This is a genomic window from Enterobacter sp. RHBSTW-00975, assembly GCF_013615235.1.
Taxonomy (GTDB): Bacteria; Pseudomonadota; Gammaproteobacteria; order Enterobacterales; family Enterobacteriaceae; genus Enterobacter; species Enterobacter ludwigii.
The window spans coordinates 1,677,321-1,699,986 of the sequence record NZ_CP055883.1; the positions used below are offsets into that span (position 1 = coordinate 1,677,321).

Genomic DNA, 22,666 nt, shown 5'->3' on the forward strand with positions numbered 1-22,666 from the left:
GTTCCTCAGGCAATACGGGCTAACGGTGGATTCAGGGCGTCGCAAAAATCCGCGACGTTGCTGACCCAGCCAAAAAAGGTTTCGATGTTGAACAGGGCCGCTTGCTGCGCAAACGCCGGCCCGGCCTGATGGGTGGCGTCTTCCAGCACCACGCCAAAATATTCCAGGAAGAAGCCGTCGCGCAGGGTGGACTCCACGCAGACGTTGGTAGCGATGCCGGTAAAGACCAGATGACGGATCCCCCGGCTGCGCAGCAGGCTGTCGAGCGGGGTGTTAAAAAAGCCGCTGTAGCGCGGTTTGGGCAGCACGATATCGCCTGCCTCTGGCACCAGCTCATCCACCAGCTGGTAATCCCAGCTGCCTTTCGCCAGCAGTGTGCCCTGCAGTTCGGGCCGTTTGCGCATGGTTTTCAGGGCGTTCGATTTATGGAAATTGGGAGATCCCGGGCCACCGGCCTCCACATATTGATCGTCCCAGCCGTTCTGGAACCAGACGATCAGCATGCCTGCCGCGCGGGCTGCGTTGACTGCGGTTTTAATGTTCTCAATCACCGGTCGGGTGGCGGAGACGTCAAATCCCGCCAGATCCAGATAGCCGCCCTGGCTGGCATAGGCGTTTTGCATATCCACCACAATCAGGGCACTTTGGTGCGGCGCAAAGGTGATGGCTTCCGGACGTGCTGCAAGCGTGGTCATTACGCGACCTCCTTTGTGATAGCAGGAATGTGGGCGCGGCACTGCATCAGCGGCTGAATGCGCTCGCCGAATGTTTCCACACCGGTCAGGAACTCATCGAAGGTCAGCAGCACGCCTTCCGCACCGGGCACGGCGGCCACTTCATCGAGCATTCTGGCGACGCTGGCATAGGAACCGACCAGCGTGCCCATGTTGATGTTGACCGCTGAGGTCGGGTCGGCCATCTGACGGACGTTGGTGTCCGAGCCGGAACGGGTATCTTTCTGGCTCTGTTCGGTGAGCCAGCTCAGCGCTTCATCGTCCGCGCCCGCCTTATACCGTTCCCATTTCGCGCGGGCGGCGTCGTCGGTTTCGTCGGCAATGACCATAAACAGGACATAGGAACCCACATCGCGACCGGTTTTGTCCGCGGCCTCTTTCATGCGTGCCGCGGTCGGGGCGAAGGCGGCTGGGGTATTCACGCCTTTGCCAAAGCAGAAGTTGAAGTCGGCGTATTTAGCGGAGAATTCCATTCCTGCGTCGCTCTGCCCGGCGCAGATCACTTTCATCGGGGCGGAAGGCTGCGGGCTAACGCGGCAGTCGTTCATGGTGAAGTAATCACCTTTGAAGTCGCTTTTGCCGGTGCCCCAGAGATCGCGCAGCACCTGCACATACTCGGTCAGGTAGTCATAGCGGCGGGAGAAATACTCGTCGCCCGGCCAGATCCCCATCTGCTCATACTCAGGTTTTTGCCAGCCCGTAACCAGGTTAACGCCAAAGCGACCACCGGAGATGGAGTCGATGGTGGAGGCCATTCTGGCAACGATCGCCGGCGGCAGGGTGAGGGTGGCGGCCGTCGCGTAGATCTGAATGCGTGAGGTGACGGCTGCCAGCCCGGCCATCAGGGTGAAGGACTCCAGGTTGTGATCCCAGAATTCGGTTTTGCCGCCGAAACCCCGCAGCTTGATCATCGAAAGCGCAAAATCGAAATGGTAGTGCTCCGCCTTCTGCACGATAGCTTTATTCAGCTCAAAAGTAGGCATGTATTGCGGGGCGGTGGTCGAGATTAGCCAGCCGTTGTTGCCGATAGGTACAAATACGCCAATTTTCATCACGAACCTCTCTTTACGACGTTGCAGGTAAAAAGGGTTTTGCAAAGGCAATGCCAGTTTTGAAAATGGCTTTGTTATTAATGTGTTAATCAATGGTTGGTTAATTGAGGTATGCAAATGTGGACTAAATGGTCAAAAACATTGCACAGAAAACAGGCATTCATGCGCGATCGGAGTGCAGAGTGTCGTGGTCGGTGAGGGGTTTTGCTATGCTGATGGCAACGCAAAATATGGAGAGCGGGAATGACACAAGGTGCAGTGAAAACACCCGGTAAACGTTCGCAGGCAGTCAGTGCGAAGAAGCAGGCCATCCTCGGTGCGGCGCTGGAGACCTTTTCGCAGTTTGGTATTCATGGCACGCGTCTTGAGCAGGTGGCAGAACAGGCCGGGGTGTCGAAAACGAATCTGCTCTACTACTATCCGTCGAAAGAGGCGCTTTATATTGCGGTGATGCAACAGATCCTCGATATCTGGCTGGCGCCGCTCAAGGCGTTTCGCGAAGAGCTTGCCCCGCTGGTGGCGATCAGGGAGTACATTCGCCTGAAGCTGGAGGTGTCGCGTGATTATCCGCAGGCGTCACGGCTGTTCTGCCTGGAGATGCTGCAGGGCGCACCGCTGTTGCAGGCGGAGCTGACCGGGGATTTAAAACAGCTGGTTGACGAGAAATCGGCCATTATTGCCGGATGGGTGGCGGGCGGGAAGCTGGCTCCAGTTGACCCACATCATCTGATCTTTATGATTTGGGCCTCCACTCAGCATTACGCTGACTTTGCGGCCCAGGTTGAAGCGGTGACCGGTAAAACGCTCCAGGATGAGGCGTTTTTCCACAGCACGCTGGAAAACGTTCAGCAGATGATCATTGAAGGGATCCGCGTGCGTTAGTTTCCCGGCGGAAGAGGGCAGCTTAAATCGCCCTCTTCACACTGCATCAGTGAGGCAAGAAACGCTTCACGCTCAACGGTTTTTTCGTTCAGGCACTGGCTGATGATCATCGGCTGGACGCTGCCTCCCTCAGTACCCGACCCGATAAAGTTGCAGTCGGCATCGCGCAGGGCAATCCACGCCTGCTGTGCCTTTTTCAGAAGCTCACGCTGTGGGGCTTCTGCGCGTTTGATGGCAGCCTGATACGTCTGATTCAGTTTTTTATCGGCTGCCTGGTACTGCTGCGCCGTACAGGTGTTCATTTCAAGCTGGGTGGTCGCATTTGCGCACTCTTCTGCCAGCGCGTTCGCGCTCAGCAGCAATGCAGCCCCCGCGATCAGATATCTTTTCATCATCCCCTCCATGTAAAAAAGCCGGATGCGCTGTGCTTATCCGGCCCTGGGTTTTTTTGTCACCCCGGTAAGCGTAGTGCCACCGGGGATATTTTACACGATTAACCGATTGTCATCAGGCTCGCGTTACCGCCCGCCGCCGCGGTGTTCACGCTGAGCGAGCGCTCAACGTACAGACGTTCCAGCAGCAGGTTGGTTTCGCCGCGGGCAAAGCCCTGCACCGAAACAATCGCACCGCTGCGGGCCGCCACCTGCTCGCACAGTTCGCGCAGCTGGTCGGAATCACCGTGATAGATAACGGCATCAAACGGCTGAGTCAGCAAGGCATCGGGCTTCGCAAAATGAATGCGGGCAGAGACCGCTTTCGGCAGCTGTTTCGCCAGGTCACGATGCAGTGCATCTTCCGGCCACAGCACTTCACAACCGGTTGCAGCAGCGGCGGCCAGCTGAACCAGCGCATCCTGCTCGTTGTCCGCCACGCACAGCACACGCTCGCGCGGCATCAGCGTCCAGGTGTTGCGCTCACCGGTTGGCCCCGGCAGCAGGCGCTGGGTACCCGCCTGCGCCAGTTCGCCATACTGCTGTGCGACAGCGCGCAGTTCCGGGCGTGTTTCTGCCCACGTGATGAGCGCCTCCAGCGGCTGTGTCAGCACGGCCTTCAGCTGCGCGTCCACCGGACGTTCGGCATCCTGACGTGCCAGCGTCACGCCGAGCGCATTGTCCGGACGGTTTGCCAGCAGACGGTACAGGTAGAGTGGACCACCGGCTTTTGGACCGGTACCTGACAGACCTTCACCGCCGAACGGCTGTACGCCCACCACCGCGCCGACCATGTTACGGTTGACGTACAGGTTGCCTACTTTAGCGCTGCCGGTCACCTGAGCGATGGTCTCATCGATGCGGGTATGCACGCCGAGGGTCAGGCCATAGCCGGAGGCGTTAATCTGTTCAATCAGCTCGTTGAGGTTGTTACGGTTGTAGCGCACCACGTGCAATACCGGGCCAAAGACCTCTTTTTTCAGCTCGTCGAAGCTGGCCAGTTCAATCAGCGTTGGCGGCACAAAGGTGCCGGTCTGCCACTCGCGGGCATCCTCGCTGTTTTCACGCACGGCCTGGAAGACCGGACGGCCTTTGGCGCGCATGGTCTGAATGTGGTTTTCGATATTTGCTTTGGCTTCCGCGTCGATAACCGGCCCGATATCGGTCGTGAGACGGCCCGGGTTACCCATGCGGCATTCGGCCATCGCGCCGCGCAGCATCTTCAGCGTGTGGTCTGCCACGTCATCCTGCAGACACAGCACGCGCAGGGCGGAACAGCGCTGGCCCGCGCTGTCGAAGGCAGAGGCGAGAACATCGACCACCACCTGCTCGGTGAGCGCGGAGGAGTCGACGATCATGGCGTTCATGCCGCCGGTTTCAGCGATGAGCGGCGTTGGACGCCCCTGCGCATCAAGACGGGTGGCGATGTTGCGCTGCAGCAGGGAGGCCACTTCAGTCGAGCCGGTAAACATCACGCCGCGCACACGGTTATCGGCGGTCAGTTTCGCCCCGACCGTTTCACCGCGGCCCGGCAACAGCTGTATGACACCCGCAGGCACGCCTGCTTCCAGCAGAATGTTAATACCCTGAGCGGCAATCAGCGGGGTCTGCTCCGCCGGTTTTGCCAGCACGCTGTTGCCTGCGGCAAGTGCGGCGGCAATCTGGCCGGTGAAGATCGCCAGCGGGAAGTTCCACGGACTGATACACACCACCGGACCGAGAGGACGGTGGGTTTCGTTATCGAAATCATCACGAACCTGGCCTGCGTAGTAGTGCAGGAAGTCGACCGCTTCACGAACTTCGGCAATGGCGTTGCTGAAGGTTTTACCTGCTTCGCGCACCAGGATCCCGATGAGCGACTGCATCTGGTCTTCCATCAGCACCGCAGCACGTTCCAGAATGGCGCCACGCTCTTGCGGCGGTGTCGCGAACCAGATTGGCGCGTTATTCACCGCGCTGTCCAGCGCCTGATCCACTTCTGCTTCGGTTGCTTCCCGCACGTAGCCGACGATATCTTTTGGCTCCGCCGGGTTAATCACGGGCTGCATTTCGCCATCAGCGACGGGCTGCTCCAGAATCGGTTTGGCCTGCCATTTCTGCAGCGCGCTGTTGAGCAGGGCGGAGGAGAGGGAGGCCAGACGGTGTTCGTTCGCCAGGTCCAGGCCCGCGGAGTTCACGCGACCTTTGCCGTACAGTTCACGCGGCAGCGGGATCTTCGGATGCGGCAGGCCAATCTGACCTTCCTGGGCAGCCATCTTCTCAACCGCCTGCACCGGATCGGCAACCAGCTCGTCAAGTGGCAGGGTGGTATCGGCGATACGGTTAACGAAGGAGGTGTTCGCCCCGTTCTCCAGCAGACGACGCACCAGGTACGCCAGCAGGGTTTCATGGGTGCCCACCGGGGCATAAATACGGCACGGACGGTTCAGTTTGCCATCCGCCACTTTACCGGTGACCTGCTCGTACAGCGGTTCACCCATGCCGTGCAGGCACTGGAACTCATACTGACCCGGATAGTAGTTCTGTCCGGCCAGGCTGTAGATGGCCGCCAGGGTGTGGGCGTTATGGGTGGCAAACTGCGGGTAAATCAGGTTCGGCACGCCGAGCAGTTTTTTTGCGCAGGCGAGGTATGAGACATCGGTGTAAACCTTGCGGGTATAGACCGGATAGCCTTCCAGACCTTCCATCTGGGCGCGTTTAATTTCGCTGTCCCAGTAGGCGCCTTTCACCAGGCGGATCATCAGGCGACGGCGGCTGCGGCTTGCCAGGTCAATCAGGTAATCAATCACGAACGGACAACGTTTCTGATACGCCTGGATAACGAAACCAATTCCGTTCCAGCCTGCCAGCTCCGGCTCGAAGCACAGTTTTTCCAGCAGATCGAGGGAGATCTCCAGGCGGTCGGCCTCTTCGGCATCGATGTTGATACCGATGTCGTACTGGCGCGCCAGCAGGGTCAGGGATTTCAGGCGCGGATAGAGCTCTTCCATCACCCGGTCGTACTGCGCACGGCTGTAGCGCGGATGCAGGGCCGAGAGCTTGATGGAGATCCCCGGGCCTTCATAAATACCGCGACCGTTTGACGCTTTACCAATGGCGTGAATCGCCTGCTGGTAAGAGACCATATAAGCCTGCGCGTCGGCGGCGGTCAGCGCCGCTTCACCCAGCATGTCGTAAGAGTAGCGGAAACCTTTATCTTCGAGCTTACGGGCGTTGGCCAGCGCTTCCGCGATGGTTTCGCCGGTAACAAACTGCTCGCCCATCAGGCGCATCGCCATATCCACGCCTTTTCGGATCAGCGGTTCACCGCTCTTGCCGATGATGCGGTTCAGGGAGCGGGAGAGGTTGGCTTCATTATGGGTCGAGACCAGTCGGCCGGTAAACAGCAGGCCCCAGGTCGCCGCGTTGACGAACAGCGACGGGCTGCGGCCAATGTGTGACTGCCAGTTACCGTTGCTGATTTTGTCGCGGATCAGTGCGTCACGGGTGGCTTTGTCAGGAATACGCAACAGCGCTTCCGCCAGACACATCAGCGCTACGCCCTCCTGAGAGGAGAGGGAAAACTCCTGCAGCAGACCCTGTACCATTCCGGCGCGGCCGGTGGCATTTTTCTGGTTACGCAATTTGTCGGCAAGTTGATACGCCAGGCTGTGCGCCTGAGAGGCAATGGCTTCTGGCAGACGGGCCTGCTCCAGCAGCATCGGTACGGCGTCGGTTTCGGCACGACGGTAAGCACCGGTAATGGCGGCGCGGCTGACGGACTGAGGCAGGATCTGCTCGGCGAATTCAAGGAACGGCTGATGGTTTTCGTCAGCAGCGGCGGAAACCTCATCACTTTCATTGGCTGCACCCGCCAGCAGCGCGGGCAGCTCTGGCAGCCCCTCATCGCTTTCGAGTCTTTCGAGGTAGTTAAAAATCGCCTGCTTGATTAGCCAGTGCGGCGTGCGGTCAATGCGGGTTGCTGCGGTCTTAATCCGTTCGCGGGTTGCGTCATCCAGCTTAACCCCCATGGTGGTCATACCCATGCCAAAGCTCCTGTTGTTCTGTCGTCGTGTGCTATCGATAGCGTGAAATATCCACCATGTTGCAACTTTGTGCAACCGTGTTAAATGTGACCTGGTTTGCAACCCAGGAAATGAATGGATTGTTAAGAGATGGTTAGCTGGAAAAAAGTGCTGGCTTCTGGATGAGAGGCCTGTTTTTATGCGGGACTTAACACTTTTAAAAGGTGCAACCCGTAAAAGCGTGAGCGAGTGCAACCTATACGAAAGACGTATAAAACCAGGGATGAATTTGATGTAAATGCAGTGTTAAATCGTTTGTGTGCGAGCACTGCTTACGGCAGGATACGCGCGGCCAACAGAAACACATACACACATCACTACGTTCCGGTGATGACATAACAAGGCAACCCGGACGGTTGTCGCTCGACATTTTGGAGAATTTGAATGGCAATTAGCACACCGATGCTGGTGACATTTCTCGTTTATATATTTGGCATGATCCTGATAGGGTTTTTGGCATGGCGTTCAACAAAGAACTTTGACGACTACATTCTGGGCGGGCGTAGCTTAGGGCCGATGGTCACCGCACTCTCTGCGGGCGCGTCCGACATGAGCGGCTGGCTGCTGATGGGTCTGCCGGGGGCGATTTTCATCTCCGGTATTTCTGAAAGCTGGATCGCCATTGGCCTGACCGTCGGGGCATGGATCAACTGGAAGCTGGTTGCGGGCCGTCTGCGCGTGCATACCGAAGCCAACAACAATGCGTTGACCCTGCCGGATTACTTCACCGGACGCTTTGAAGATAACAGCCGCGTGCTGCGTATTATCTCTGCGCTGGTTATCCTCGTGTTCTTCACCATCTATTGTGCCTCTGGCATTGTGGCCGGTGCGCGCCTGTTCGAAAGCACCTTCGGCATGAGCTATGAAACGGCGCTGTGGGCCGGTGCTGCGGCAACCATTCTCTATACCTTCGTGGGCGGTTTCCTGGCCGTAAGCTGGACTGACACCGTGCAGGCGAGCCTGATGATCTTCGCTCTGATCCTGACGCCAGTCATTGTCATCTTCACCGTCGGCGGCTTTGCTGATTCGCTGGAAGTGATTAAGCAGAAGAGCATTGAAAACGTCGACATGCTGAAAGGGCTGAACTTTGTCGCCATCGTTTCTCTGATGGGCTGGGGTCTGGGCTACTTCGGTCAGCCGCACATTCTGGCGCGCTTCATGGCCGCTGACTCTCACCACACGATTGTTCATGCCCGTCGTATCAGTATGACGTGGATGATCCTCTGCCTGGCGGGTGCCTGTGCGGTTGGCTTCTTCGGCATCGCTTACTTCAACAATAACCCGGCGCAGGCAGGGGCAGTAAACCAGAATGCCGAGCGTGTGTTCATCGAACTGGCGGGCATTCTGTTCAACCCGTGGATTGCCGGTATTCTGCTCTCCGCGATCCTGGCGGCCGTGATGTCCACCCTGAGCTGCCAGCTGCTGGTCTGCTCAAGTGCAATCACCGAAGACCTCTACAAAGCGTTCCTGCGTAAAGATGCGAGCCAGAAAGAGCTGGTATGGGTGGGGCGTTTCATGGTGCTGGTGGTGGCCTTAATTGCCATTGCGCTGGCGGCAAACCCTGAGAACCGCGTGCTGGGCCTGGTGAGCTACGCGTGGGCGGGCTTTGGTGCGGCGTTTGGTCCGGTGGTGCTCTTCTCGGTGCTGTGGTCGCGCATGACCCGCAACGGCGCGCTGGCGGGGATGATTATCGGTGCGCTTACCGTTATCGTCTGGAAGCAGTTCGCCTGGCTCGGTCTGTACGAAATTATCCCGGGCTTCATCTTCGGCAGTATCGGCATTGTGGTGTTCAGCCTGCTGGGTAAAGCGCCTTCTGCCTCAATGCAGAAACGTTTTGCTGAAGCAGACGCACACTATCACACTGCACCTCCGTCAAAGCTGCAGGCTGAGTAATTTTTTTCGCTGATAGACAGGCCGGGTAAGCGCGCGCGCTACCCGGCTTTTTTCTTGCCAAAATCCGCAATTTACGATGATATCGCTGTGCTTATAACAATGAGGATAGCGAAGCATGACAATCAAAACAGGGGTAATGGCAGCGGCATTATTGATGCTGGCGGGCTGCAGTGTGCCGTCGCAACACGCGGCGATGGAGACCTGCAAAGCGGATAACCAGATGCAGCAAACCACGCTCTATTTCGGGCTAAACCGTCCCGCAGGCGCGCAAATCACCACCGGCGAGTGGCAGCAGTTCGTTGACCAGGACGTGACGCCGCGTTTTCGCGATGGCCTGACGGTCTTTGATGCGCGCGGGCAGTGGCTGGGTAACGACGGGAAAGTGGCGCGTGAACCGAGCAAGGCGCTTATGCTGATCCACGGTAAAGATGCGCAGAGCGAGAAGAATATTGAAGCGTTGCGCGGTATTTATAAATCACGCTTCGCGCAGGAGTCGGTGATGCGAGTCGATCAGCCGGTGTGCGTGCAGTTTTAATGAAAAACGGCGGGAGAACCCGCCGTTATCGCTTACAGCACCAGTCCTGCAAAGCTGGCGGACAGTAAACTGACCAGCGTCGCGCCATACACCAGACGTAAGCCAAAACGCGATACCACGTTCCCCTGTTGCTCGTTCAGGCCTTTGATCGCCCCGGCCACAATGCCGATAGAGGCAAAGTTAGCGAACGACACCAGGAAAACGGACAAAATGCCCAGTCCGCGTGGTGACATCTGATGCGCAATTTTTTGCAGCTCAATCATTGCCACAAATTCATTTGCGACCAGCTTGGTTGCCATAATACTGCCGGCATTCAACGCGTCGCTCAGCGGAATACCAACCAGCCATGCCAGCGGGTAAAATACATAGCCCAGGATCTGCTGGAAGCTCATACCAAATACGCTGGAGAAGAGGGCGTTAACGGCGCTAATAAGGGCAATAAAGCCAATCAGCATCGCCAGAATAATCATCGCCACTTTAAAACCGGCCAGAATATACTCGCCAAGCATTTCGAAGAAGCTCTGGGACTCGTGCAGCTTTTCAAGCTTGATGTCCGGCTCTGCTTCCGGGCGCGCCGGGTTGATAATGGAGAGAATAATAAAGGTGCTGAACATGTTCAGGATGAGTGCGGCAACGACAAATTTGGCGTCGAGCATGGTCATATAGGCACCGACAATCGACAGAGATACCGTCGACATGGCCGTGGCCGCCATGGTGAAGAGACGACGAGAGGAGAGGTCGCCCAGTACACCCTTGTAGGCAATAAAGTTTTCAGACTGTCCGAGGATCAGCGAGCTCACCGCGTTGAACGATTCCAGCTTACCCATGCCATTCAGTTTTGACAGCAGTGTCCCGATCACCCGAATAAAAATCGGCAGAATTCGCCAGTGCTGAAGAATACCAATCAGTGCGGAGATAAAAATAATCGGGCAGAGTACGCCGAGGAAAATGAACGCCAGTCCTTTTTCACCCATCCCGCCAAAGACGAAATTGGTGCCTTCAGCCGCGAATTTCAGCAGTGACTCAAAGAATCCCGAGACATATTTAATAATGAACAGCCCGCTTTCGGCATGCAGGAAAAAGAACGCCAGGGCTATTTCAATGACAATCAGCTGTAAAACAAAACGAATGCGAATTTTTCGGCGGTCGAAACTCACCAGCCAGGCAAGCGCAAGAATAATCACCAGCGCCAGCAGGAAATGGATAATGTTAAACATGGTTAATTTTCAGTTGGTTTTTGAGGCAGATATTTAGCCACAGCCCTGATTAACCGTAAATGGGCATTTTCGCTATAACTTATAAACTTAACGATAACGCCAGCAATTATTACCAGGCTGGGTGTTTACAACTCGTCATCAAAACAACACACATTTCGCTTGTTTTTCTTGCTGGCGTAATGATAATCACTATCACAAGAATTTACCTTTCTTTGCATCAGTTGACCGCGATAAACATTTAAGGTGTCGGCATGTTTGTTCCATTTCTCATTATGTTACGTGAAGGTCTCGAAGCGGCCCTCATCGTCAGCCTCATCGCCAGTTATCTGAAGCGAACCCAGCGTGGACGCTGGATCGGTGTCATGTGGATTGGGGTATTCCTCGCCGCAGCACTCTGTCTGGGCCTTGGCATTCTTATCAATGAAACCACCGGTGAGTTTCCCCAGAAAGAGCAAGAGTTGTTTGAAGGGATCGTGGCCGTTATTGCCGTGGTAATCCTTACCTGGATGGTGTTCTGGATGCGTAAAGTGTCCCGCAACGTGAAGGTGCAGCTGGAGCAAGCGGTGGATAACGCCCTGCAAAAGGGCAATAACCACGGCTGGGCGCTGATCATGATGGTCTTTTTCGCCGTGGCGCGGGAAGGGCTGGAGTCGGTTTTCTTCCTGCTGGCGGCATTTCAGCAGGATGTGGGGATCTGGCCACCGCTGGGTGCGATGCTGGGTCTGGCCACTGCGGTGGTGCTGGGATTCCTGCTCTACTGGGGCGGCATTCGCCTTAACCTGGGTGCATTCTTTAAATGGACCAGCCTGTTTATTCTGCTGGTAGCCGCTGGGCTGGCGGCGGGAGCGATCCGCGCTTTCCACGAAGCGGGCCTGTGGAATCACTTCCAGGCAGTGGCGTTCGACCTCAGTAACGTGCTCTCAACGCACTCCCTGACCGGTACCTTGCTCGAAGGTATTTTTGGTTACCAGGAAACGCCGAGCGTCAGCGAAGTGGCGATGTACTTTATCTATTTGGTTCCGGCGCTGGTGCTGTTTGCCATGCCGCCGCGCACCGGCACTCAGACGTCGCGCGTTGCGCCGTAATCTGTCTGCATTAGTTACAACATACTTTTAAAGGGAAGAGTCATGGCAATTCAGTTCCGTCGTAGTGCGTTATGCGCAGGCATTGCCGCGCTGTTCGCTTCAGCATTTTCCGCCTGGGGCGCGGATGTTCCGCAGGTCAAGGTTTCGGTCAATGATAAGCAGTGCGAGCCAATGACCATCACGGTCAACAGCGGCAAAACCCAGTTTATTATTCAGAACCACAGCCAGAAGGCACTGGAGTGGGAAATCCTGAAAGGCGTCATGGTGGTGGAAGAGCGTGAAAATATCGCGCCGGGCTTTAGTCAGAAGATGACCGCCAACCTGCAACCGGGTGAATATGAGATGACCTGCGGGCTGCTGACGAACCCTAAAGGCAAGCTTATCGTGAAGGGCGACGCCACGGCCGATGCCGCAAAAGGCACGGCTCTGTTGAGCCTGGGTGATGCGATTACTGCTTATAAAGCGTATGTCATCAAAGAGACGGCGGACCTGGCTACCGGTACCAAAGCCTTCACCGATGCAGTAAAAGCGGGCGATATCGCGAAAGCGAAATCCCTGTATGCGCCAACCCGCCAGCATTACGAGCGGATTGAGCCGATTGCCGAGTTGTTCTCTGATCTGGATGGCAGTATTGATGCCCGTGAAGATGATTTTGAGCAGAAAGCCGCCGACCCGAAATTTACCGGCTTCCACCGTCTGGAGAAAGCCCTGTTTGGCGATAACACTCTCAAAGGGATGGATAAATATGCCGATCAGCTGAACAGTGACGTACTTGAGCTGCAAAAACGCATCGGGGAGCTGGCCTTCCCGCCATCAAAAGTGGTGGGCGGTGCCGCGGGTCTGATTGAAGAAGTGGCGGCAAGTAAAATCAGCGGTGAAGAAGACCGTTACAGCCACACCGACCTGTGGGACTTCCAGGCGAACGTCGATGGCGCGCAGAAAATTGTCGATCTGCTGCGTCCTCAGCTGCAGAAAGATAACAGCGAACTGCTGGCGAAAGTGGATGCCAACTTCAAAAAAGTCGACACCATTCTGGCGAAGTACCGTACCAAAGACGGGTTTGAAACCTACGATAAACTGACCGATGCCGACCGTAACGCGTTGAAAGGCCCGATTACCACACTGGCGGAAGATCTCTCCCTGCTGCGTGGCGTACTGGGTCTGGATTAAGCACGATGAACAAGCAGAATGAACACGACGTGGTGGAACCTTCACGTCGTCGATTGTTAAAAGGAGTAGGGGCGCTGGGGGGCGCCCTTGCTCTGGCCGGAGGGTGCCCGGTGGCGCATGCGGCGAAACCGCAAAGTGCTCCCGGCACGCTGTCACCCAATGCACGCATGGAGACGCAGCCTTTTTATGGTGAGCATCAGTCGGGCATTTTGACACCACAGCAGGCCTCCATGATGCTGGTGGCTTTTGATTCGCTGGCAAGCGATAAAGCCGATCTTGAGCGTTTGTTCCGCCTGCTGACGAGGCGCATCGCGTTTCTCACCGCCGGTGGTCCGGCGCCGGACACGCCTAACCCGCGTCTGCCGCCGATGGATTCCGGTATCCTCGGGGCATTTATCGCTCCGGATAACCTGACGATAACCGTTTCGCTCGGTGAGTCGCTGTTTGATGCGCGCTACGGGCTGGCAAAACAGAAGCCAAAAGCACTGCAGAAAATGACGCGTTTCCCGAATGATTCTCTGGATGCTGCTCTCTGCCACGGCGATCTGCTCCTGCAGATTTGCGCCAACACCCAGGATACGGTGATCCACGCGCTGCGCGACATCATCAAGCACACGCCGGACCTGCTGAGCGTTCGCTGGAAGCGGGAAGGGTTTATCTCTGACCATGCCGCCCGCAGCAAAGGGAAAGAGACGCCGGTTAACCTGCTGGGCTTTAAAGACGGCACGGCCAACCCGGACAGCCGTAATGACCCGCTCATGAAAGAGGTGGTCTGGGTGACGGCCGATCAGGGCGAGCCGGCATGGGCTGTGGGGGGAAGCTATCAGGCGGTGCGGATTATTCAGTTCCACGTGGAGTTCTGGGACCGTACGCCGCTCAAAGAGCAGCAGACGATTTTTGGCCGCGATAAACAGAGTGGCGCTCCGCTCGGGATGAAGAACGAGCATGATGTGCCTGACTACGCCAGCGATCCGAATGGCGATGTCATCGCGCTGGACAGCCATATCCGCCTGGCCAATCCGCGTACCAAAGAGACACAATCCAGCCTGATGATGCGTCGGGGATATAGCTATTCACTTGGCGTAACCAACGCCGGCCAGCTCGATATGGGGCTGCTGTTTGTCTGCTATCAGCACGACCTGGAGAAGGGCTTCCTGACCGTACAGAAACGCTTAAACGGGGAAGCGCTGGAAGAGTACATTAAACCCATCGGCGGCGGTTATTTCTTTGCCCTGCCTGGCGCACGCGATCGCAACGCCTATCTCGCTCAAGGGTTGATTGAAGCCTGATAATTGTCCCTGCGATAATTCGCGGGGACATTATTTTTTCATATGCCTGTCCTGCTGTTATATTTCTGTAATATTCCTGTATGAGACTGATTTCCACTGTAGGGACAGTCTTAAAGTTACGTTCAGGTAAAATAAATGTTGCATTTATGATAACTCCTGATGTACTTAAGATAAGACAGCGGTAGTTCCCGGCAGTGATGCTGAATCACTATGGAGATCGCGAATGGTTGCGTCCTGTACTGGACATGGTAAACACAACACCCGCAGCACCCGGCGCGGAGGCTCAGACTCCGGCAGCGATTTCCTCACCACAAAATTATCCCCCTCGACTCAAGAATCTCTTTCGACCGACGTGCAGAATGGTGCGCGTAGCCGTTCTGTTGCGTCATCCGGTAAAGCAAGCAATGGCTTACAAGGAAGCCAACCCTCTGATGTTCGTGCGCATAATCGTGCTGAAACTGGCACGTGTGATGAATACCAACAACTCAAGGTGCTATCCATGGGAAGACAAAAAGCAGTGATCAAAGCTCGTCGCGAAGCAAAACGTGTGCTGAGACGGGATTCACGTAGCCATAAACAGCGTGAAGAAGAATCGGTCACCTCGCTTGTGCAGATGAGTGGCGTAGAAGCAATTGGCATGGCCCGAGACAGCCGTGATAATTCTCCAATTGTGGCGCGCAATGAGGCTCAGGCGCACTACCTGAATGCTATCGAGAGTAAACAGCTCATCTTTGCAACCGGCGAAGCCGGATGCGGGAAAACGTGGATCAGTGCAGCCAAAGCGGCAGAGGCGCTGATCCATAAAGACGTGGAGAGAATTATTGTCACCCGTCCGGTACTGCAGGCTGATGAAGATCTTGGCTTCTTGCCCGGAGATATTTCAGAGAAGTTTGCCCCTTACTTCAGGCCCGTCTATGACGTGCTGGTGAAACGTCTGGGAGCATCCTTTATGCAGTACTGTCTGCGACCAGAGATTGGCAAGGTGGAAATCGCGCCGTTCGCTTATATGCGCGGACGTACATTTGAAAATGCGGTCGTCATTCTTGACGAGGCTCAGAACGTGACCGCAGCGCAAATGAAGATGTTTTTAACGCGCCTCGGGGAAAACGTGACGGTCATCGTCAATGGTGATATTACCCAGTGCGATCTGCCGTCGGGCGTGAAGTCCGGACTGAGCGACGCCATGTCACGTTTTGAGGAAGATGAGATGATTGGGGTGGTACGCTTCACGAAAGAAGACTGCGTGCGTTCAGCGCTCTGCCAGCGCACGCTGCAAGCGTACTATTGAGTTAGCCGTTGTGTTCAAGGCCCGGGAAACCGGGCTTTGTTTTTTGTGCGGGCGTCCTGTCCGGGGAATATAAAAGAAAAAAGCCCGTACTTTCGTACGAGCTCTCATCTTGAATATGGCGGTGAGGGGGGGATTGACTCGCTTCGCTCGCCCTGCGGGCAGCCTGTTCGCTGCGCGCTCAGTCTGTCCAACTGGCTGTCGCCAGTTGTCGAACCCCGGTCGGGGATTCTCATCCCCCCCTGTCCGGGGAATATAAAAGAAAAAAGCCCGTACTTTCGTACGAGCTCTTATCTTGAATATGGCGGTGAGGGGGGGGTTGACTCGCGTCGCTCGCCCTGCGGGCAGCCTGTTCGCTGCGCTCTCAGTCTGTCCAACTGGCTGTCGCCAGTTGTCGAACCCCGGTCGGGGATTCTCATCCCCCCTGTCCGGAGGATATAAAAGAAAAAAGCCCGTACTTTCGTACGAGCTCTTATCTTAAATATGGCGGTGAGGGGGGGATTCGAACCCCCGATACGTTGCCGTATACACACTTTCCAGGCGTGCTCCTTCAGCCACTCGGACACCTCACCATATTGTTTTGCTGCCTGACCGCTTGGGGGGCAACGGGGCGCTACTATAGGGAGTTGCGCTAAAACGGTCAAGCAGATTTTCTGCTTTAGTGCTTGTTCGGTTAAGCAATAATCAGCTCCACGTCTTTTTGACCGTGGAGCCGGTGATTAACGCTGTGAATCGAGCACTTCGCTGTTTTTGACCACCTCTTGTGCTCTGGTATAGCTTTCGATCAGCAGCTGATAGGCAGGGAAGATATGGGTATACACTTCAGCCCACTCGGCTGCATCTTCCCGGTTCCATGTCCGCTGGATCTCAGAGGCAACCGCCGCGGTATCCATTGGTACCACCCCGGCCTGGACCACGCGCGCCAGAGTAATCTCCTGAGCCATTTTGCTGTAGGTGCCGGAGGCATCAATAACCGCAAACACTTTATAACCCTCCGCGACTGCGCTAATAGAGGGAAACGCCATGCAGACGCTGGTGATGGTGCCGGCGATGATCAACGTTTTGCGCCCGGTGGCTTTCACCGCAGCCACAAACTCCGGGTTATCCCAGGCGTTGATCTCACCTTTACGTGGAACGTATTGCGCATGTGGCGCATTAGCGTGGATCTCCGGGATAAGGGGGCCATTCGGTCCCTGTGGAACAGAAGCGGTGGTGATCACCGGGATCTTCGCCAGGGTAGCGATTTTTGCCAGCGCCGCAGCACGTGCGCGCAACTCTGGCATTGGCATATCCCCCACGGTCTGGAAAAGTCCGCTCTGGTGATCGATAAGCAACATCACCGCATCGTTTACATCAATAACCGGGCGTGAGCCGTTAAAATTTGCAGGTGCAGACATCTTCTTCTCCTTTATTACCATCAGATCTGGCCGAAGCGGCCGGAGTTGAAATCACGAATGGCTTCCGCGATTTCGGTTTTACTGTTCATCACAAACGGCCCATAGCCCACGATGGGTTCATTCAGCGGTTCGCCGGCCATCAGCAGGACTTTGGCATCGAGGCTCGCTTCCAGATGGAGTGTGTCGCCTTGCTGGCTTAATACAACCAGCTGTGCCTCGCCTGCCTGGGTTGTTCCGTTCACTGTAATGGTGCCTTCCATCACAACCAGCGCCGTGCTCCATCCCTCCGGCTGACTGAGCGTGAGATGGCTACCCTGATTGAGCGCGATGTCCCAGACGTTTAGCGGCGAAAAGGTGTGCGCGGGGCCTGCAACATCCTCGTAGCGACCTGCGATAACCCGCAGCGAGCCGCTGTTATCCGGCAGCGTGATCACAGGGATATCCGCCTTAGTGATGCTCTGGTAGCCCGGCGTCGCCATTTTGTCTTTGGCAGGCAGGTTGACCCACAGCTGCATCATTTTCAGTTCACCGCCTTTCTGCGCGAACGCGCTGGAGTGGAACTCCTCGTGCAAAATGCCAGCGCCCGCCGTCATCCATTGCACGTCCCCGGGGCCTATTACGCCGCCTCTGCCGGTGGAATCGCGATGTTCAACTTCGCCGGAATAGACGAGGGTGACCGTTTCGAAACCCCGGTGCGGATGCTCGCCGACGCCGCGCTTTGCCCCATCCGCCGGGAAGGTGTATGGCCCGGCGTAGTCCAGCAGCAAGAACGGGCTGAGCGGCTCGCCGTGTGTCTGGTAAGAAAACATTGAACGTACCGGGAAACCATCACCAACCCAGTGTTGACGGGGAGCGGTATACACGCCTGTTACGTTTTTCATGATGAACTCCTGAAGCGTTGTTGATGTAATTAGCTTATATTTAGCGTTAATATCCCGGTAGATAGTGAAAATGGCATTCACTGTTCTGAAAATAGAACGATGAGGATTTATGCAGGATCTCAATGACTTCGTCTGGTTTGTGAAGGTGGTCGACTACGGTGGTTTTGCTGCCGCGGGGCGTGCGCTCGATTTGCCGAAGTCCCGGCTAAGCCGCCGGATAGCTCAGCTGGAAGAGCGGCTTGGCGTGCGGTTAATACATCGCACAACGCGGCAGTTTACGGTGACAGAAGTTGGCCAGACCTTCTATCAGCACTGTAAAGCGATGATGGTGGAAGCAGAAGCTGCTGAGGAGGCGGTGGCCGCGTTACAGGCTGAGCCGCGCGGTATTGTCAGGATCACCTGCCCGATAACATTGTTGCATGTCCATGTTGGCCCGATGCTGGCGAGATTTATGGCGCGCTATCCAGGGATCGCGCTGCAGCTTGAGGCAACCAACCGGCGGGTAGACCTGGTGGGGGAGGGGATTGATGTCGCGATCCGTGTGCGCCCGCGTCCGTTCGATGACAGCGATCTGGTGTTAAGGGTACTGGCTGACCGGGGACATTGTCTGGTCGCCGGACCGGCGTTGATACAGCGGATGGGTAAACCGTTGGTGCCCTCTGAACTCAGTGCCTGGCCTGGATTAAGCACGAACGAGGGTAAACACATCCATAAATGGGAACTGAGTGGACCCGAAGGGGCGAAGGCGGAAATCCATTACCATCCTCGCCTGATCACTACCGATATGCTGGCGCTGCGTGAAGCGGCTATAGCGGGTATCGGCGTGGTGCAGTTGCCCATATTGATGGTGAAAGATCAGCTTGCGTCAGGGGACCTCATTCGCGTACTGGATGCCTGGGAGCCACGACGTGAGGTGATTCATGCTGTGTATCCTTCGAGACGCGGGTTACTCCCGTCTGTCAGGGCACTGGTGGATTTTCTTACCGAAGAGTATGCGCGGATGGTGGAAGATTAATCTTTCCCTCTCCCCTGGAGCGAGGGTGAGGATCTTACACCACACAAGGTCTCATGCTGCGCGGGCGGAGGATATAAAAGAAAAAAGCCCGTACTTTCGTACGCGCTCTCATCTTGAATATGGCGGTGAGGGGGGATTGACTCGCGTCGCTCGCCCTGCGGGCAGCCTGTTCGCTGCGGGCTCAGTCTGTCCAACTGGCTGTCGCCCGTTGTCGACCCCCGGTCGGTGATTCTCATCCCCCCTGTCCGGGGGATATAAAAGAAAAAAGCCCGTGCTTTCGTACGAGCTCTTATCTTGAATATGGCGGTGAGGGGGGGATTGACTCGCGTCGCTCGCCCTGCGGGCAGCCTGTTCGCTGCGCGCTCAGTCTGTCCAACTGGCTGTCGCCAGTTGTCGAACCCCGGTCGGGGATTCTCATCCCCCCTGTCCGGGGAATATAAAAGAAAAAAGCCCGTACTTTCGTACGAGCTCTTATCTTAAATATGGCGGTGAGGGGGGGATTCGAACCCCCGATACGTTGCCGTATACACACTTTCCAGGCGTGCTCCTTCAGCCACTCGGACACCTCACCATATTGTCATCCCGTTGTTGCCGGGACGGGCGCTAATGTAAGGAAAAGCCGAACTGGCGTCAACTCACTTTTTCAGTAAATCAGCGCATTTAGACAAACTTCAGTCAACATGGCTTTTAAATGTGCTGAAAGCGCCTTTTTTATCAACAACGCGGTGGCGGGAAAAATTTGTTATGCTGGCAATCCAGTTGAAAATGAACACAAAACAGCGCAATAAAAGGCAGGAATGACTATGGATATAATCTTCTATCACCCCACTTTTGATACTGCTTACTGGATTAAGGCACTTTCGGCGGCGTTGCCCGGGGCGCGCGTGCGGGAGTGGAAACGTGGTGATAACGAACATGCTGACTACGCGCTGGTCTGGCATCCGCCGGTAGAAATGCTCCAGGGCCGTAAACTGAAGGCCGTTTTTGCACTGGGCGCCGGCGTGGATTCGATTCTGAGCAAACTGAAAGCACACCCTGAAATGCTGCCGGAAGAGATCCCTCTTTTCCGTCTGGAAGATACCGGCATGGGCCAGCAAATGCAGGAGTATGCCGTCAGCCAGGTGCTGCACTGGTTCCGCCGCTTCGACGACTATCAGGCACTAAAACAGCAATCCCACTGGGAGCCGCTGCCGGATTATCAGCGCGAAGATTTTACCATTGGTATCCTCGGGGCTGGCGTGCTCGGCTCAAAAGTCGCTGAAGCACTTGCCCCGTGGGGCTTCCCACTGCGCTGCTGGAGCCGTAGCCGCAAGGATTATCCGGGCGTAGAAAGTTTTGCCGGCGCTGATGAGCTTCCTGCGTTCCTGAACGGTACGCGCGTGCTCATCAACCTGCTGCCAAATACGGCCGAAACGGTGGGGATTATCAATGGTGCACTGCTTAATCAACTGGCTGACCAGAGTTACGTAATGAACCTGGCGCGCGGGGTACACCTTGTTGAGTCCGATCTGCTGCAGGCGCTGAACAGCGGAAAACTGAAAGGGGCGATGCTGGATGTGTACAGCCGCGAGCCGTTACCGGCCGAAAGCCCGCTGTGGGCACATCCGCGTGTGGCGATGACGCCGCACATTGCAGCGGTCACGCGTCCGGCGGAAGCTGTGGCCTATATTACCCACACCATCAGTGAGATGGAGCAGGGCCATCGGGTAACCGGACAGGTCGACAGACAGCGCGGCTACTGAGTGAAACCCGGCGTTAGCCGGGTTTTTGCTAATATTCGCTGCAGATAACTGCTATCCTTTGGAAAAACCGCAGAGGAGAGAAAGATGTATCCCGTTGACCTGCATATGCACACCGTCGCCAGTACCCACGCGTATAGCAACCTCCATGATTATATCGCGCAAGCGAAACGCAAGGGCATTACGCTTTTTGCGATTACCGATCACGGCCCGGACATGGCAGATGCGCCGCACTACTGGCATTTTGTGAATATGCGGATCTGGCCACGTCTGGTGGACGGTATTGGGATACTGCGCGGCATCGAGGCAAACATTAAAAATACAGACGGTGAAATCGACTGCACCGGACCGATGCTGACCTCTCTGGATCTGATCCTTGCCGGTTTCCACGAGCCGGTTTTCGCGCCGCAGGATAAAGAGACGAACACCCGAGCGATGATTGCTGCTATAGCCAGCGGCAACGTGCACATTATTTCTCATCCGGGTAATCCTAAATACCCGATTGATATCGAGGCTGTTGCCCAGGCGGCAGCGAAACACCACGTGGCGCTGGAGATCAATAACTCTTCTTTTGTTCACTCGCGTAAGGGCAGTGAAGCAAACTGTCGCGCCGTGGCAGCTGCAGTGCGGGATGCCGGTGGCATGGTGGCGCTGGGTTCCGATTCCCATACCGCGTTTACGCTGGGTGATTTTAGTGAATGCCTGAAAATACTGAATGACGTGGATTTCCCGGAAGACAGGATCCTTAACGTTACCCCACGCCGCATGCTTGATTTCCTCGAGTCACGCGGAATGGATCCGATTGATGAATTTGCCGATCTTTAATTGTGTAATGGAATAAAAAAATGAATGAGTTTTCCATCCTTTGCCGCGTGCTGGGTACGCTGTTCTATCGTCAGCCGCAAGACCCGCTGCTGGTTCCACTCTTTACCCTGATTCGTGAAGGGAAACTGGCGCAAAACTGGCCGCTGGAACAGGATGAGTTGCTGGAGCGTCTGCAAAAAAGTTGCGATATGCAGCAGATTTCAACGGATTACAACGCACTGTTTATTGGCGACGAATGCCGCGTTTCGCCGTACCGTTCAGCCTGGCAGGAAGGGGCGACGGAAGCGGAAGTGCGCGCGTTTCTCTCTGAACGCGGAATGCCGCTGACGGATACCCCTGCGGACCATATCGGAACGTTGCTGCTGGCTGCATCCTGGATTGAAGATCACGCCGCTGATGATGAGAACGAGGCTATCGAAACGCTCTTCGAAGCGTATCTGCTGCCGTGGTGCGGTACTTTCCTCGGCAAAGTTGAAGCACATGCGACCTCGCCGTTCTGGAGAACGCTGGCTCCGCTGACCCGCGACGCCATTGCGGCAATGTGGGATGAGCTGGAAGAAGAGGATGAAGAGTGATTTAGATCACATAAATTCTGCAACCATACATTTCATCTTGCACGGAATGTGCATCTGATCTCATTTCCATGGCGCGCTTCTGCTAAGATGCGCGCCATGAACATATTACTGTGTATCGCATTCACGACAGGCATTCTCTCCGGACTATGGGGATGGGTGGCGGTCTCTCTCGGGTTGCTCAGCTGGGCCGGGTTTCTGGGCTGTACGGCCTACTTTGCCTGCCCGCAGGGCGGCGTAAAAGGGCTTTTTATCTCTGGCTGTACCCTGATGAGCGGTGTTATCTGGGCACTCGTGATTATGAAGGGCAGCGCGCTGGCCCCGCATCTGGAGATCCTGGGCTATATCATGACCGGCGTAGTCGCGTTTTTGATGTGTATCCAGGCAAAGCATATGCTGCTGTCGTTTGTACCCGGTACCTTTATGGGCGCATGCGCGACGTTTGCAGGGCAGGGGGACTGGGCACTGGTGCTTCCCTCGCTAATGCTGGGGTTGGTGTTTGGCTATGCCATGAAGAACAGCGGCCTCTGGCTGGCCGCCAGACGGGATAAAGCGCAAAACATCACTGCGGTAAGCGAATAAAAAAAGGCGAGATGATGA

At 55.9% G+C, this 22,666-nt stretch carries 19 protein-coding genes, 2 tRNA genes and 3 other RNA genes; 12 read left to right on the forward strand and 12 right to left on the reverse strand.

What is annotated here, in order from left to right:
• Positions 1-5: 5 nt before the first annotated feature.
• Together rutB and rutA are read right to left on the reverse strand one after the other, a co-directional pair.
• The gene (gene rutB, locus HV340_RS08015) at positions 6-695 is read right to left on the reverse strand and encodes a pyrimidine utilization protein B (RefSeq protein ID WP_020884717.1); all 690 of its coding nucleotides are present in this window, start codon (positions 693-695) and stop codon (positions 6-8) included.
• A complete protein-coding gene (gene rutA, locus HV340_RS08020) occupies positions 695-1,786 on the reverse strand; it encodes a pyrimidine utilization protein A (RefSeq protein WP_025204484.1) in 1,092 nt (363 codons plus the stop codon). The genes rutB and rutA overlap by 1 nt, the downstream gene beginning before the upstream one ends.
• Before the next feature lie 243 nt (positions 1,787-2,029).
• Here rutA and rutR point away from each other — a divergent pair, with 243 nt between their 5' ends.
• Positions 2,030-2,668: an HTH-type transcriptional regulator RutR gene (gene rutR, locus HV340_RS08025; protein ID WP_020884715.1), complete on the forward strand. Its 639-nt coding sequence runs from the start codon at positions 2,030-2,032 to the stop codon at positions 2,666-2,668.
• Here the strand turns inward: rutR and HV340_RS08030 are convergent.
• On the reverse strand, positions 2,665-3,060 hold the full coding sequence (locus HV340_RS08030; RefSeq protein ID WP_020884714.1) for a lysozyme inhibitor LprI family protein: 396 nt from the start codon (positions 3,058-3,060) through the stop codon (positions 2,665-2,667). The genes rutR and HV340_RS08030 overlap by 4 nt on opposite strands.
• Positions 3,061-3,161: 101 nt before the next feature.
• Complete coding sequence (gene putA, locus HV340_RS08035; protein ID WP_040017118.1) at positions 3,162-7,124, reverse strand: trifunctional transcriptional regulator/proline dehydrogenase/L-glutamate gamma-semialdehyde dehydrogenase; 3,963 nt, start codon at positions 7,122-7,124, stop codon at positions 3,162-3,164.
• A gap of 423 nt (positions 7,125-7,547) precedes the next feature.
• On the opposite strand from putA, the gene putP reads away from it, so the two are divergent.
• Together putP and HV340_RS08045 are read left to right on the forward strand one after the other, a co-directional pair.
• On the forward strand, positions 7,548-9,056 hold the full coding sequence (gene putP / locus HV340_RS08040) for a sodium/proline symporter PutP (RefSeq protein ID WP_020884712.1): 1,509 nt from the start codon (positions 7,548-7,550) through the stop codon (positions 9,054-9,056).
• A 115-nt stretch (positions 9,057-9,171) separates the two neighbouring features.
• Positions 9,172-9,591: a DUF3574 domain-containing protein gene (locus tag HV340_RS08045; RefSeq protein ID WP_014169506.1), complete on the forward strand. Its 420-nt coding sequence runs from the start codon at positions 9,172-9,174 to the stop codon at positions 9,589-9,591.
• Positions 9,592-9,623: 32 nt separating this feature from the next.
• On the opposite strand, the gene HV340_RS08050 is transcribed toward HV340_RS08045, so the two are convergent.
• Positions 9,624-10,808 (reverse strand): nucleoside transporter C-terminal domain-containing protein, encoded by a 1,185-nt coding sequence (locus tag HV340_RS08050; RefSeq protein ID WP_014169507.1) that lies wholly within the window; start codon positions 10,806-10,808, stop codon positions 9,624-9,626.
• Between the two features lie 251 nt (positions 10,809-11,059).
• Between HV340_RS08050 and efeU the strand changes: the two genes are divergently transcribed.
• From efeU to phoH, 4 genes are all read left to right on the forward strand, one after another.
• Positions 11,060-11,893, forward strand: a complete 834-nt coding sequence (gene efeU / locus HV340_RS08055; protein ID WP_104440236.1) for an iron uptake transporter permease EfeU — start codon at positions 11,060-11,062, stop codon at positions 11,891-11,893.
• A gap of 42 nt (positions 11,894-11,935) precedes the next feature.
• Positions 11,936-13,063, forward strand: coding sequence for an iron uptake system protein EfeO (gene efeO / locus HV340_RS08060; RefSeq protein WP_181216425.1), 1,128 nt, complete (start codon positions 11,936-11,938; stop codon positions 13,061-13,063).
• Between the two features lie 5 nt (positions 13,064-13,068).
• Positions 13,069-14,352 carry an iron uptake transporter deferrochelatase/peroxidase subunit gene (gene efeB, locus HV340_RS08065; protein WP_063925098.1) on the forward strand — a complete coding sequence of 428 codons (1,284 nt, stop codon included), beginning with the start codon at positions 13,069-13,071 and terminating at the stop codon, positions 14,350-14,352.
• Positions 14,353-14,851: 499 nt separating this feature from the next.
• On the forward strand, positions 14,852-15,640 hold the full coding sequence (phoH, locus tag HV340_RS08070; RefSeq protein WP_024908976.1) for a phosphate starvation-inducible protein PhoH: 789 nt from the start codon (positions 14,852-14,854) through the stop codon (positions 15,638-15,640).
• 116 nt (positions 15,641-15,756) lie between these two features.
• Here the strand turns inward: phoH and HV340_RS08075 are convergent.
• From HV340_RS08075 to HV340_RS08095, 5 genes are all read right to left on the reverse strand, one after another.
• A non-coding RNA gene (locus tag HV340_RS08075) (RtT sRNA) lies at positions 15,757-15,894 on the reverse strand.
• 45 nt (positions 15,895-15,939) lie between these two features.
• Positions 15,940-16,077, reverse strand: a non-coding RNA gene (locus HV340_RS08080) — RtT sRNA.
• Between the two features lie 44 nt (positions 16,078-16,121).
• Positions 16,122-16,209 (reverse strand) — tRNA-Ser (locus HV340_RS08085).
• Between the two features lie 147 nt (positions 16,210-16,356).
• Entirely contained in the window at positions 16,357-17,034 is a 678-nt protein-coding gene (locus HV340_RS08090) for an isochorismatase family protein (protein WP_040017121.1), read from the reverse strand.
• Between the two features lie 20 nt (positions 17,035-17,054).
• Entirely contained in the window at positions 17,055-17,915 is an 861-nt protein-coding gene (locus tag HV340_RS08095; RefSeq protein WP_063925097.1) for a pirin family protein, read from the reverse strand.
• Between the two features lie 109 nt (positions 17,916-18,024).
• Between HV340_RS08095 and HV340_RS08100 the strand changes: the two genes are divergently transcribed.
• Complete coding sequence (locus tag HV340_RS08100; protein WP_014169514.1) at positions 18,025-18,930, forward strand: LysR family transcriptional regulator; 906 nt, start codon at positions 18,025-18,027, stop codon at positions 18,928-18,930.
• A 301-nt stretch (positions 18,931-19,231) separates the two neighbouring features.
• Here HV340_RS08100 and HV340_RS08105 read toward each other — a convergent pair.
• Positions 19,232-19,369, reverse strand: a non-coding RNA gene (locus HV340_RS08105) — RtT sRNA.
• Between the two features lie 44 nt (positions 19,370-19,413).
• Positions 19,414-19,501: transfer RNA gene (locus tag HV340_RS08110), tRNA-Ser, on the reverse strand.
• 232 nt (positions 19,502-19,733) lie between these two features.
• Between HV340_RS08110 and ghrA the strand changes: the two genes are divergently transcribed.
• The 4 genes from ghrA to HV340_RS08130 all read left to right on the forward strand — a co-directional run bounded on the left by ghrA (position 19,734) and on the right by HV340_RS08130 (position 22,648).
• Positions 19,734-20,672, forward strand: a complete 939-nt coding sequence (ghrA, locus tag HV340_RS08115; protein WP_063925096.1) for a glyoxylate/hydroxypyruvate reductase GhrA — start codon at positions 19,734-19,736, stop codon at positions 20,670-20,672.
• Positions 20,673-20,756: 84 nt separating this feature from the next.
• On the forward strand, positions 20,757-21,494 hold the full coding sequence (locus HV340_RS08120) for a phosphatase (RefSeq protein WP_063925095.1): 738 nt from the start codon (positions 20,757-20,759) through the stop codon (positions 21,492-21,494).
• Positions 21,495-21,514: 20 nt separating this feature from the next.
• The gene (locus HV340_RS08125) at positions 21,515-22,069 is read left to right on the forward strand and encodes a molecular chaperone (RefSeq protein WP_020884703.1); all 555 of its coding nucleotides are present in this window, start codon (positions 21,515-21,517) and stop codon (positions 22,067-22,069) included.
• Positions 22,070-22,165: 96 nt separating this feature from the next.
• On the forward strand, positions 22,166-22,648 hold the full coding sequence (locus tag HV340_RS08130; protein WP_074176885.1) for a DUF1097 domain-containing protein: 483 nt from the start codon (positions 22,166-22,168) through the stop codon (positions 22,646-22,648).
• Positions 22,649-22,666: the final 18 nt, after the last annotated feature.